The organism is Pelotomaculum propionicicum, from assembly GCF_048984525.1.
GTDB lineage: Bacteria > Bacillota > Desulfotomaculia > Desulfotomaculales > Pelotomaculaceae > Syntrophopropionicum > Syntrophopropionicum propionicicum_A.
This window is the reverse complement of sequence record NZ_JBMGJC010000001.1, coordinates 287,597-299,665: the sequence shown is the minus strand read 5'-3', so window position 1 is coordinate 299,665 and position 12,069 is coordinate 287,597. Positions and strand designations below refer to the sequence as shown.

General features: G+C 48.0%; 13 protein-coding genes and 1 riboswitch. Of the genes, 6 read left to right on the top strand and 7 right to left on the bottom strand.

The features are described from left to right. Position 1 precedes the first annotated feature (1 nt). The 3 genes from dapG to ACOBQJ_RS01540 all read left to right on the top strand — a co-directional run bounded on the left by dapG (position 2) and on the right by ACOBQJ_RS01540 (position 3,914). Complete coding sequence (dapG, locus tag ACOBQJ_RS01550) at positions 2–1,234, top strand: aspartate kinase (RefSeq protein WP_421069945.1); 1,233 nt, start codon at positions 2–4, stop codon at positions 1,232–1,234. Positions 1,235–1,272: 38 nt separating this feature from the next. Further along, the gene (gene dapA / locus ACOBQJ_RS01545) at positions 1,273–2,157 is read left to right on the top strand and encodes a 4-hydroxy-tetrahydrodipicolinate synthase (protein WP_421069944.1); all 885 of its coding nucleotides are present in this window, start codon (positions 1,273–1,275) and stop codon (positions 2,155–2,157) included. A gap of 92 nt (positions 2,158–2,249) precedes the next feature. After that, positions 2,250–3,914, top strand: a complete 1,665-nt coding sequence (locus tag ACOBQJ_RS01540) for a ribonuclease J (protein WP_421069943.1) — start codon at positions 2,250–2,252, stop codon at positions 3,912–3,914. Between the two features lie 107 nt (positions 3,915–4,021). Here the strand turns inward: ACOBQJ_RS01540 and ACOBQJ_RS01535 are convergent, their stop codons facing one another. Then, a complete protein-coding gene (locus tag ACOBQJ_RS01535; RefSeq protein ID WP_421069942.1) occupies positions 4,022–4,393 on the bottom strand; it encodes a winged helix-turn-helix transcriptional regulator in 372 nt (123 codons plus the stop codon). A 132-nt stretch (positions 4,394–4,525) separates the two neighbouring features. Here ACOBQJ_RS01535 and ACOBQJ_RS01530 point away from each other — a divergent pair, with 132 nt between their 5' ends. The 3 genes from ACOBQJ_RS01530 to ACOBQJ_RS01520 all read left to right on the top strand — a co-directional run bounded on the left by ACOBQJ_RS01530 (position 4,526) and on the right by ACOBQJ_RS01520 (position 6,216). Next, the gene (locus ACOBQJ_RS01530; RefSeq protein WP_421069941.1) at positions 4,526–4,930 is read left to right on the top strand and encodes a pyridoxamine 5'-phosphate oxidase family protein; all 405 of its coding nucleotides are present in this window, start codon (positions 4,526–4,528) and stop codon (positions 4,928–4,930) included. Between the two features lie 56 nt (positions 4,931–4,986). After that, positions 4,987–5,634, top strand: coding sequence for a flavodoxin family protein (locus ACOBQJ_RS01525; RefSeq protein ID WP_421069940.1), 648 nt, complete (start codon positions 4,987–4,989; stop codon positions 5,632–5,634). Positions 5,635–5,709: 75 nt separating this feature from the next. After that, entirely contained in the window at positions 5,710–6,216 is a 507-nt protein-coding gene (locus tag ACOBQJ_RS01520; RefSeq protein WP_421069939.1) for a nitroreductase family protein, read from the top strand. 20 nt (positions 6,217–6,236) lie between these two features. On the opposite strand, the gene ACOBQJ_RS01515 is transcribed toward ACOBQJ_RS01520, so the two are convergent. From ACOBQJ_RS01515 to ACOBQJ_RS01490, 6 genes are all read right to left on the bottom strand, one after another. Then, positions 6,237–6,899, bottom strand: a complete 663-nt coding sequence (locus ACOBQJ_RS01515; RefSeq protein WP_421069938.1) for a CBS and ACT domain-containing protein — start codon at positions 6,897–6,899, stop codon at positions 6,237–6,239. Positions 6,900–6,929: 30 nt separating this feature from the next. Further along, a complete protein-coding gene (locus ACOBQJ_RS01510) occupies positions 6,930–7,634 on the bottom strand; it encodes an ABC transporter ATP-binding protein (protein ID WP_421069937.1) in 705 nt (234 codons plus the stop codon). Positions 7,635–7,637: 3 nt separating this feature from the next. Further along, positions 7,638–8,405, bottom strand: coding sequence for an ABC transporter ATP-binding protein (locus ACOBQJ_RS01505; RefSeq protein WP_421069936.1), 768 nt, complete (start codon positions 8,403–8,405; stop codon positions 7,638–7,640). Further along, positions 8,402–9,352: a branched-chain amino acid ABC transporter permease gene (locus tag ACOBQJ_RS01500; protein ID WP_421070113.1), complete on the bottom strand. Its 951-nt coding sequence runs from the start codon at positions 9,350–9,352 to the stop codon at positions 8,402–8,404. Before ACOBQJ_RS01500 ends, ACOBQJ_RS01505 begins: the two co-directional genes overlap by 4 nt. Positions 9,353–9,361: 9 nt before the next feature. Further along, positions 9,362–10,243: a branched-chain amino acid ABC transporter permease gene (locus ACOBQJ_RS01495; RefSeq protein ID WP_421069935.1), complete on the bottom strand. Its 882-nt coding sequence runs from the start codon at positions 10,241–10,243 to the stop codon at positions 9,362–9,364. Between the two features lie 73 nt (positions 10,244–10,316). Then, complete coding sequence (locus tag ACOBQJ_RS01490) at positions 10,317–11,495, bottom strand: ABC transporter substrate-binding protein (RefSeq protein WP_421069934.1); 1,179 nt, start codon at positions 11,493–11,495, stop codon at positions 10,317–10,319. A 459-nt stretch (positions 11,496–11,954) separates the two neighbouring features. Beyond that, a riboswitch (TPP riboswitch) is annotated at positions 11,955–12,063 on the top strand. The last annotated feature ends 6 nt before the right edge of the window (positions 12,064–12,069 follow it).

Sequence of the window (12,069 nt, the reverse complement as noted above, 5' to 3'; positions counted from 1 at the left end):
TGTGAAATTTATTATCCTTAAGTTTGGAGGCACTTCCCTGACCAGCGATGATTTGCGCGGGAAGGTTGTTTCCAGGGTGATAGAAACCCAGCAGCGGGGATATGTCCCTGTAGTGGTAGTTTCAGCTATCGGCCGCATGGGAGATCCCTATGCCACCGATACGCTTCTCTCTTTTGCGCGGGAAGGCGGCAAAGAACTGCCGCCCCGCGAATCCGACCTGTTAATGCACTGCGGTGAAATCATATCAGGGGTAATAATGGCCGCAACCCTGCAGAAGACGGGCTGTCCCGCTGTCCTCCTGACCGGGCCGCAGGCCGGCATTATTACCAGCGGTGAACACAATAACGCCAGGATATTGAAAATTAACCCGGAAAATATATTAAAAAACGCGCAGGAAGGGAAGGTAGTCGTTGTCACCGGATTTCAGGGCGTTACGGAAAACGGGGAGATCACGACCCTGGGCAGGGGAGGCAGCGACACCACCGCGGCGGCGCTAGGTGTGGCTCTGAACGCGTCCAGTGTGGATATTTATACCGACGTGGAAGGCATAATGACGGCTGACCCAAGGATCGTAGCCGAAGCCAGGCCGCTTGAGACGGTCACTTATAACGAAATTTGCCAGCTTGCCCGCGAAGGCGCCAAGGTAGTCCACCCGCGCGCGGTCGAAATAGCCGCGCAAAAAAGCATACCTCTAAGGGTGAAGTGTACTTTCAGCGATGCGCCGGGGACCCTGGTGACTCACGAAAGGCCTTATCAAAGCATCGATATTGCGGGAGACCGGACCATCACAGGGATTACTCATATTCAGGACATTACCCAGTTCAGGATATTAACAAAGGACGCCGCCGACATACCGGACTTTCAGAGGCGCATTTTCAAAGCGCTGGCACTGGCCGGGATCAGCGTTGATTTTATTAATGTCAGCCCGGAGGCTGTCCTTTTTACAATAAAAAATTCTGTGGTTTCCAAGGCCCTGCAGGTTTTGGACAACATGGGCATCAGCCCGGAAGTTTTTCCTGACTGCGCCAAAGTAGCGGCGGTAGGAGCGGCTATGACCGGCGTGCCAGGTGTTATGGCCAGAATTGTTGAATCGCTGGCCCTGGAAAAAGTACAGATCCTGCAGTCTGCCGACTCTTATACAACGATCTGGGTCCTGGTAAGAAAAGAAGACATGGAAAAAAGTATACGCGCTCTGCACCGGCAGTTCGGCGGAGAAATGTGCGGAGAAATGTAAAGAGGCTAAAATGGATAATATAAAAGAAGGTGAAAGACTTGAATGTTGATTTCGGTCGTATATTGACAGCCATGGTGACACCTTTTAACAAGGACCAGAGCGTCAATTTTGACCTGGCGCGAAAACTGGCCGGTCACCTGGTCGAATCGGGATCAGACGGCCTTGTGATTGCCGGGACCACAGGTGAAAGCCCCACGCTCACAAAAGAGGAAAAGCTTGAGCTCTTCAGAGTTATCGTGGAAGAGGTGGGCGGCAAAGCGTCGGTTATCGCCAATACCGGCGGTAACTCAACAGCGGAGAGCATTGCTCTCACCCGCTCCGCTCAAAAAGTAGGAATTGACGGTGTCATGCTGGTGGCCCCGTATTATAATAAACCTTCGCAAGAAGGGATGTACGAGCATTTTAAAGCGGTGGCCCAAAGCACTGACCTGCCGATAATAATATATAATATACCGGGCCGGACTTCCGTGAACTTATTGCCCCGTACTGTGGCCGGCCTGGCTGAGATCGGCAATATCGTCGCGATCAAGGAGTCGAGCGGTGACATGGACCAGGTAAGCGAACTTAGGATGTCCCTGCCGGATAACTTCGCTATCTACAGCGGCGACGACTCATTGACCCTTCCCATCCTGACGCTGGGAGGGAAAGGGGCTATCAGCGTGGCGTCGCACATGGTCGGTGAACGCATGCAGGATATGGTCAACGCTTTTGCTTCAGGCAACGTTACCCTGGCTACAAATATACACCTGGAACTATACCCTTTCTTCAGAGGGATATTTATAACCACTAACCCTGTCCCGATCAAGTGCGCCCTCAGCATGGCGGGATGGCAGGTAGGAGCACCGAGGCTGCCGCTGGTAGAAGCCACCCCGGCGGAAAAGGATTCTATCAGGAGGCTGATGGAGGGCATGCGACTGCTTTAAAAACTGATGCCGGAATAAACAGCCGCAGTTAAAAGCTGCGGCTGATTAACGTGAAGCGTATTAATAATTTCCATGTGCAGGGAGGTGAAAACTTGGCAAAAGACCCTAAATTGTCCCTGATACCCCTGGGCGGGCTGGGGGAAATCGGTAAAAACATGATGGCGGTGAGGTATGGGGACAGCATTTTAATCATTGACTGCGGCTTGATGTTTCCAGAAGAGGAAATGCTAGGTATTGATATAGTCATTCCGGATATTACATACCTGTTGGAAAACAAGGAATTTGTGCAGGGAATCGTGCTTACCCACGGCCACGAGGACCATATCGGGGCGCTGCCTTACGTGCTCCGCCATTTAAATATTCCCGTATACGGAACCAGGCTTACTCTCGGGCTGCTGGAAGGCAAGCTCAAGGAGCAAAATATCCTGGCAGGTGTGTCCCTGAATACGGTTAAACCCAGGGACAGCGTCCAGGTAGGCCCTTTTAAAGTAGAGTTCATCAGGGTTTCACACAGCATACCGGACGCTGTCTCGCTGGCGATACATACGCCGATGGGTGTGGTTATGCACACGGGCGATTTCAAGTTTGACCTGACCCCCGTCGACGGGCAGGTGACTGATTTCCACCGCCTGGCGCAGCTTGGTGAAAAAGGCGTGCTGGTTTTAATGTCTGACAGCACGAATGCGGAACGGCCGGGATACACCATGTCCGAGAGAGTTGTGGGAAATACCTTTGACGAGAACTTCCGGCAAGCGACCGAACGCATCATTATCACTACATTCGCGTCAAACGTGCACCGGCTGCAGCAGGCTATCCAGACCGCGTACAAGCATGACCGCAAGGTCGCTGTCGTCGGCAGGAGCATGGTCAATGTTATCAGTGTGGCCAACGAACTCGGCTACATTGATATTCCGGAAGGAATTTTAATTGAAATGGAAGAAGCCAGCAAACTTCCCAGGAACAAGATCGTGATCCTGACAACCGGCAGCCAGGGCGAACCGATGTCCGCACTGACCAGGATGGCTTTTTCCGACCACCGGCAGGTGGACATTTATCCGGGTGACACCATCATAATTTCGGCAGCTCCGATACCGGGCAATGAAAAGTTGGTCGCGCGTATAATTAACCAGCTTTTTAAGCTGGGAGCAAAAGTAATTTACGAGCTTGCTTCCGATATTCACGTATCGGGTCACCCCAACCAGGAAGAGCTTAAACTGATGCTCAACCTCTTACGGCCAAAGTTCTTTGTGCCGGTCCATGGTGAATACAGGATGCTGATCAAACATGCGGAACTGGCGAAAGATGTCGGGGTGTTGCCGCAGAATATCATAGTGGCCGAGAACGGGCAGGTGCTGGAGTTCAGCCGCCGTTCCGGGCGTATAACCGGCAGGGTGGCAGCAGGAAAAGTACTTGTTGACGGGCTCGGAGTGGGGGATGTGGGTAATGTGGTGCTCAAGGACCGCAAGCTTCTCTCCCAGGACGGTATCCTGATCATCGTCTTAACCATAGACCGCGAGAGCGGGCAGGTGATAGCCGGCCCGGACATTGTCTCCAGGGGTTTTGTCTACGTTCGTGAGTCGGAGGAGCTGCTGGAGGAAGCTAAGGCCAGGGTCCAAATCGCTTTGGAGAAATGCTCCGAAAAAGGTATATCAGAATGGGCAAGCATCAAGTCCCAGGTCCGGGACGCGGTCGGCAAATATCTATATGAAAAGACCAGGAGGCGCCCCATGATCCTGCCGATTATAATGGAAACATAATATGAGACGTGAGTCGTGGGACGTGAGATATGGGTATATCCTGTATACCTTTAGGGTCCTTTAGCCTATAAGAATGGCTTGCAGTCTCACGTCTCACGTCTCACGTCTCACGTCTCATTGCATGTCTCAACACAGCCGCTGTCGAGCGGCTTTTCCTTTGGCATGTTTTTAATGCCCCACTGCGACATCATTTCCAATACCGGGATCAGTGTTTTCCCTTTCCCGGTCAGGGAGTATTCTACTTTGGGAGGAATCACATTATACTGTTTCCGGTGGATCAAACCGCTGTCTTCCAGTTCCTTAAGCTGCTGGCTCAGTGTCTTGTGCGCGATGGAGAACAGGCTGTCTTTCAATTTGCCGTACCTTATTACTTCAGCCCTGGATATCCGCCACAGTATCGCCCACTTCCACTTTCCGCCAAGGACGGACAGGGTGTAGTACATCGGGCAGTATTCCCACGTTTCAGGATAATCTCTCATTTAATACTCCTTTACTTACTTATAATTAAGTATATAACTATAATGTGCATACTTCATAAATATAAAATAATCATATATAATTTACCAAAGGAAATCAACACCTGTGTTTGTATTGGAGGAGGGGACATCTTTATGAAAGAAGTACTGGAAATTTTAAATGACAGATCAGCCATCGGTTACCTGGCGACAGTAGACGATGGTATGCCAAGGGTCAGGCCGTGGGGTTTTATGTTTGAGGAAAACGGCAGGCTGTATTTCTGCACAGCCAGCGTCAAGGATGTTTATAAGCAGCTGTCCGCTGTGCCGTATGTGGAGTACTCCAAGACAAACAAAGACATGGTCTGGGTCAGAGTAAACGGAAAGATCCAGTTCGATGAGGACATCAAGAAAAAAGAGAAGATGTTTGAGGCGGCTCCAATGCTGAAAGACCTTTACCAAACTCCGGACAACCCGGTTTTCAAGGCATTTTATTTAGAACATGGCAAGGCGGTCGTCAATGATTTCTCGCCTGATCCGCCTAGGATTTACGAGTTCTGACAAATGACTTTAACAACGAGAGATATGGAAAACCAAAAAGTAATGGAGGCGTATCGATGAAAGTAATAGCTTTTAACGGCAGCCCCAGAAAGGACTGGAATACCGCGACCCTTTTAAAAAAAGCGCTCGACGGTGCGGCGTCAAAAGGAGCTGAGACAGAGCTCGTCCATTTATACGACCTTGATTATAAAGGCTGCCGCAGTTGTTTTGCCTGCAAGGCAAAAGGGGGGAAAAGCTACGGCAGGTGCGCCGCGGTTGACGGTTTGACCCCGGTTCTGAAAAAAGCCGTGGAAGCGGACGCCCTTTTACTTGGAGCGCCGGTTTACATGGGGGCGGTCAACGGTGCGATGCAGTCGTTTATTGAGAGGCTGGCCTACCCGTACCTGGTCTATGACGGCAAATATTCCTCGCTTTTCAAGAAAAGTATTAAGACAGGGCTTATCTACACCCTGGGCGCCAACGAGGACCGGATTAAACAAATGGGATACGACCGGCAGTCCTGGATCCAGGGAGGGATAATGAAGATGATCTTTGGATCCTCAGAGACGCTGCTTGTTACCGACACTTACCAGTTTGACGATTATTCAAAATACGAAACCTCGGGGATCGATGTGGAAGCTAAAACCAGGGTGCGAAAGGAAGTATTTCCGCTAGACTGCGAAAAGGCCTTTGAGATGGGTATAAGGCTGGTCCAACAGCCCTAACTTATATATTGAAATTGCGTATAATATTTAATGGAAAGCATGAAAATATTTAATAATGAAAGGGGTTTTTGTGCCGTGGATGCAATTAAACAGAGGCGCAGCGTCCGGGATTATACAGACAAGCCTATATCAGAGGAAGTCCTTACAGCTCTTTTAGAAGCGGGAATGTGCGCTCCTTCGGCGGGGAATGAACGGCCCTGGCATTTTGTGGTCATAACTGAACGTACTTTGCTGGAAGGCATTACGGAATTTCACGAGTATTCTAAAATGCTGAAGCAAGCCCCCGCGGCAATAATTGTCTGCGCGGACATGAACCGTGATAAATATCCGGGTGTCGGCTACTGGGTCCAGGATTGCGCGGCGGCGACCGAGAACATACTTATCGCCGCACAGGACTTAGGACTGGGGGCTTGCTGGCTGGGGATGTATCCCAAAAATGATCGTGTGGAAGGACTGAGGCGTCTGTTGAACATCCCGGAACATATAGTGCCTTTTTCCGGGATTGCTTTGGGCTATCCGGCCTCGGCAAAGAGCCCCGGCTCCCGCTACGACCAAACACGGGTGCACCGCAACGGCTGGTGATAATGAAGAGGGCTGACCATTTACACGTAATTTATTATGTTCTCCATTACCGAATCAATTTCATAGCCTTTACTCTTCATTTCCTCAACAATAGATTTATAATCCAGAGTTTCGACCCGCAAAATCGTCTTATACATATCTCTGTTTTTATCATAGTAAGCTACTGTGTTGAGCAGGCTTATGCCTTTGCTGGATATAATTCCAATCAAATCAGCCAGGGCTCCCGGCCGGTCTACTATATACACATCTATACGGCAGTGGGGCTTGTTTACACCCAGAATATCTATAAAAGCATCAAATATATCGGTCTCTGTTATCAGGCCGACCAGTTCTTCTCCGTTAACGACAGGTAAGCCGCTAACGGTATTCTGCCTCATAATACAAGCCGCCGTTTCAATGAAGCTTTCTGGAGATACGGTAAGCAGCTTCTGTTTCTTGGGCAGGATATCCTTGATTTTGGTTTTTGCCAAAAGGTAATTCAATTCATGAATGCTGAGTGATGTTGCGGAGGATGGCGCTGCCCGGTTTAAATCTGAAAGGGTGACAATACCCACCATCTTATTATTATCCATTACCGGCAGACGGCGAATATTGTTTTCCTTCATGATACGAAACGCTTCCGTCAGGCTGCCGTCCAATTGCACTGTACTGACATTACCGGACATACGGTCTTTTACTTTCACTGTTACTCCCCCTTCAATGGTACGCCTCTCTTATCCACCCAAATAAGCTTTTTTCACTTCTTCACTATGCATCAATTCCCCGGCGCTGCCCTGCAGCACAATCTCGCCTGTCTCTATTACGTATGCATAGTCGGCAATTGACAATGCCATGTGGGCGTTTTGTTCCACCAGTAAAATAGTGGTTCCATGGCTGTTTATGTCTTTAATAATTTCAAAAATCTCCTTAACCAGCAAAGGGGCCAGGCCCATCGAAGGTTCATCCATCAGCATCAACTCCGGCTTTGCCATCAACGCCCTGCCGATAGCCAGCATCTGCTGCTCCCCTCCGCTTAGAGTTCCAGCTGTTTGTTTGCGCCTTTCTTTCAGGCGGGGAAAACGGGTAAATACCATTTCTATATCATTATTAATGTCAGCCTTGTTTTTCCGCAGGAAAGCGCCCATTTCCAGGTTTTCCATTACGGACATCGCGGCGAATATCCGTCTGCCCTCCGGCACCTGGGATATGCCGAGGCTTACAATTTTTTCGGGAAGAACTCTGGTAATATCCTCATTTTTGAAAGTAATACTGCCTGATTTGGGCCTTGTTAATCCCGAAATAGTTTTCAGGGTGGTAGACTTGCCTGCTCCATTGGCTCCGATTAAGGTTACTATTGAGCCCTGCTCAACATTAATAGATAACTTTTTCAGGGCATGGATCGCCCCGTAGTACACATTTATATCTTTCACTGCGAGCATGGTTTATCCAACATCCTCTCCCAGATATGCTTCGATTACTCTTTTATTGCTGCGTATCTCCTCCGGGGTCCCTTCGGCTATTACCTGGCCGTAATCCAGAACATACAGGCGTTCACAAACTCCCATTACCAGCGACATGTCATGTTCTATAAGCAGAATGGTCAAATTGAATTCCTTTCTTATATAGCGGATTAATTCCATCAGTTCCTGGGTTTCCTGCGGGTTCATCCCCGCCGCTGGTTCGTCCAAAATCAGCAGCAGCGGTTTGGTAGCAAGGGCGCGGACTATTTCGATACGCCGCTGCTCCCCATAAGGCAGGTTTTTGGCCAGCTCGTCCTTTTTGTCTTTCAAATTAAATATTTCCAGGTACTTTACAGCTTCCACTTCTATTTTTTCTTCTCCCCGGAAAAAGCTGGGCGTCCTGAGAATGGCGCTGGTTAATCCGTAGGGCACATCTTTATGGGTCGCTATTTTAACATTGTCCAGGACTGTGAGATCATTGAAAAGACGTATATTTTGAAAGGTCCTGGCCACACCCTTGGCACAAATAGTGTAGGGGGCCATGCCCACCAGGTTCTCCCCTCTAAACATTACGCTGCCCTGGTCCGGTCTGTATACCCCGGTAATCAAATTAAAAACCGTTGTCTTGCCCGCGCCGTTTGGGCCTATCAATCCCACCAGCTCACCTTCCGCTATCTGGAAATTGAAGTCCAGTAAGGCGCTCAGACCACCAAAGGATTTGTCTAAATTATTTATTTCCATAAGGTTCATTTACTGCCACCCCAAATCCTGCCAAATATCTTCATGCTCAGTTCCCTGTTACCCATTAATCCCTGAGGACGGTATAACATAACGATAATAAGTATAAGGGCGTATAAAATCATTCTAATTGCCGGGAAGGATTGCAGGGCTGCTGTCAGGGCGGTGACAAATATGGCCGCAATTATAGCTCCGGTTGTGCTGCCCAGGCCTCCCAGAACTACCATTATCAGTATGTCGAATGATTTCAGGAAGTTGAAAGTCTCGGGTTTGATAATATAAAAGTAGTGGGCGTACAGAGCTCCGGCCAGACCGGCAAACATAGCTCCGATAACAAATGCCAGGACTTTGTATTTGGTAGTATTAATCCCCATCAGTTCCGAGGCTGTTTCGTCCTCACGAATTGATATTATCGCCCGTCCATAACTGGAATTAATAAGGTTGACAATCACCAGGACGGTTAGTACAGTAGCTCCAAACAACCACGGCCAGGTAGTAAGTTTAGGGATTCCCATTATCCCGGCCGGACCGTTTACATAGTCAATATTCTGCAGAACTACCCGGATAATCTCGCCAAAAGCCAGGGTGGCAATAGCCAGGTAATCTCCTTTGAGCCTTAATGTAGGCACCCCAATAATAAATCCGGACAATCCGGCGGCCAGGCAGGCGGCCAGTAAACCAATTATAAAGTGCAGGTCCAGCATGTTGGTTATTATTACTGCAACATAGGCTCCAACTGCCATAAACCCGGCATGGCCCAGGGATAACTGCCCGGTAAAACCGTTAATTAAGCTGAGGCTGACTGCCAGAATAATGTTGATACACACGGAAGCCAAGTTTATCTGGTAATACTGGTTAAGCAGGCCTGCCGTGATCAAGAATTGTACCAGTAAAAATAACGCTGCCAGTATGAGTGCTTCTGAACCAATTTTTATCCAATTGTTCTTTACCTTCTGCATTTTTTTCACCTACACTTTTTCACCGGTATCTTCACCAAAAATACCGCTGGGCTTGATTAATAGGATCAATATTAATACCCCAAAAGCAACTGCATCCCGGTAAAGACTGTTGCCATAACCGCTAACCATGGTTTCCAGAAGACCCATTACAAATCCGCCTACCATTGCACCGGGGATAATTCCTATGCCTCCCAGTACAGCTGCCACAAAAGCTTTAAGTCCCGGGATAATTCCCATCAACGGATTGACTGTATTATAATAAACACCTACCATTACGCCAGCCGCAGCGGCCAGGGCAGAGCCAATAGCAAAGGTAATGGAAATGGTTTTGTCAACACTAATACCCATCAGGACCGCCGCGTCACGATCAAGGGATACAGCCCGCATGGCTTTTCCGGTTTTAGTATATTTAATTATATATTGCAGGACTAACATAAGGACCACTGCTGAAACAAATACAAAGACATCCTTGTTTAGAATTGATAATCCTCCAACTGTATATGCTTTAATGGGGAAAGCCGAGGCAGGAAAAACCTTCTGGGAAGGTCCCAGAAGGAAGATAGCTATATATTCTAAAAACAGCGATACACCTATGGCTGTAATAAGTGCCGCAATCCGGGTCGAGTTGCGTAAAGGCCGGTATGCTATTTTTTCAATTAAAACTCCAAATACCGCACAGGTCAACATAGCCGCTATCATAGCAACAAAAATGTTGGTTCCAAATAGTGTCAGCGAGAAATAACCCACAAAGGCTCCAACCATCATGATATCCCCGTGGGCAAAGTTTATCAGCTTTATAATACCATAAACCATGGTGTAACCCAGGGCAATTAATGCATATATGGCGCCCAGGGACAGCCCGTTGACTATTTGTTGTGTAAATTCCAGCAAAGTTGCCACATCCCTCCATGTTTAAACGGGAAGAACGGGAAGAGAGGAGTTACCCTCTCTTCCGTGAAGTATCCTATGGTTGAATACGGGTATTCATGACTTGCTTGCCATCCTTAAATTCGAGTATCACCCCGGCTTTAACCGGGTTATGCTGGTCGTCGATACTCATTTTACCGGTAATACCCGCAAAGTCCTTAATCTTCGCCAGCGCTTCCGTTAATTTGACCGGATCGGCTGTGCCGGCTTCTTTCAGCGCCTGCACCATTATCTGGACGGAGTCGTAACCCAATGCGGCAAATGCATCCGGTTCTTTATTGTATTTGGCTTTGAAAGCTTCAACAAACTTCACAACCTGGGGATCCTTGTCCTGGGAAGAATAGTGGTTAGTGAAAAATGTGTTGTTTAATGCATCGTTGCCGGCAACGCTTACCATATCAGGAGAATCCCAACCGTCGCAGCCGCCCATCGGAACAGTAATTCCCAGTTCCCGGGCCTGTTTGATCAAGGGAGCGACTTCCTGATAATAGCCGGGCACATAAATAAAGTCAGGATTTAACCCCTTAATTTTAGTCAATGCGGCTCTAAAGTCACGGTCGTCTTTCACAAAACCTTCCTTGGCCAGGATGGTGCCGCCATTTGCTGTAAAGGTCTTTTCAAAGTATTCCGCCAGGCCTTTACCGTAATCACTGGAGTTGTCACAATAAATAACAGCTTTCTTCGCTTGCAGATTATCTGATGCGAACTGGGCCATCAGGGTTCCCTGGAATGGGTCGATAAAGCAAACCCGGAAAATATAATCTCTGGTTTTACCAGTTTTGTCGTCCACAGTCACATTGGCTGCAGTAGCCGCCGGAGCAATAAGGGGCACTTTGTTCTCCATCATAACGGGTGTGCTGCCGGCCACATCACCACTGGTAAGGGGTCCAATCTGGGCCACAATTTTCTCACCCATCAGCGCGGCGCTTACGCTCATAGCTTCGTCAGCAACGGACTTACAGTCTCTTTCAATAGGATTGATCTTCTTGCCCAGCACACCGCCGGCCTTGTTAATTTCTTCGATGGCCAACATTGCGCCATCTCTGGCATTTGTGCCATAACTGGCCACGCCGCCCGATAATTCCACGTTAATACCCACATTAATCGCGTCTCCGGCCTTACCACCTGTCTGCGTCGCCCCTCCGCCACAACCGGCGGCGATGCTGAAAACAAACAGCATGGTAATCAGCAAGGCGACTCTTTTTTTAATCCTCATCCATCTTCCTCCTTTTTTCTTGTTTAATAATCTTAATAACCGTAAAACGGTTATAAGTCCGATTATAATTGTTCTCTAGTTGATTATGAATTAAAACTATAAAATTTCTACCTGTTATGTCTTTAGTCTAGTTATTCGCCTGTCCCACCCGGTTATCCTGCCGGCATGTAAAAGATCCTTCCTCCATAACAAGAAAATAAGCCTTTGCGTGTCCACAAGGGCTTGGTTATTATTTGGTAACGGAGGCGAGACTTCTCTAAGCTCCTTACTGCGAAATGTAAATATAATGTCATATTATACAATATTAATTGGCTTTAAACAACTATTATAAGAGTTTATAGCGCCGGATTTCACGATCAAAAATTCAGACTATAAATAAAATGTAATAATTTCTCTTGCTTTCCCTTATATATAATGATATCTTAAAAACAAACAGCAAGATCTATTTTTTGACAACAAAATAGATGCATGGGGAGCTGAAGTGATTCAGCTGAGAAAGAATGTGTATTCTGACCCATTGAACCTGATCTGGGTAATGCCAGCGTAGGGAATGCAGCCGTTTTACAGGTGCGTT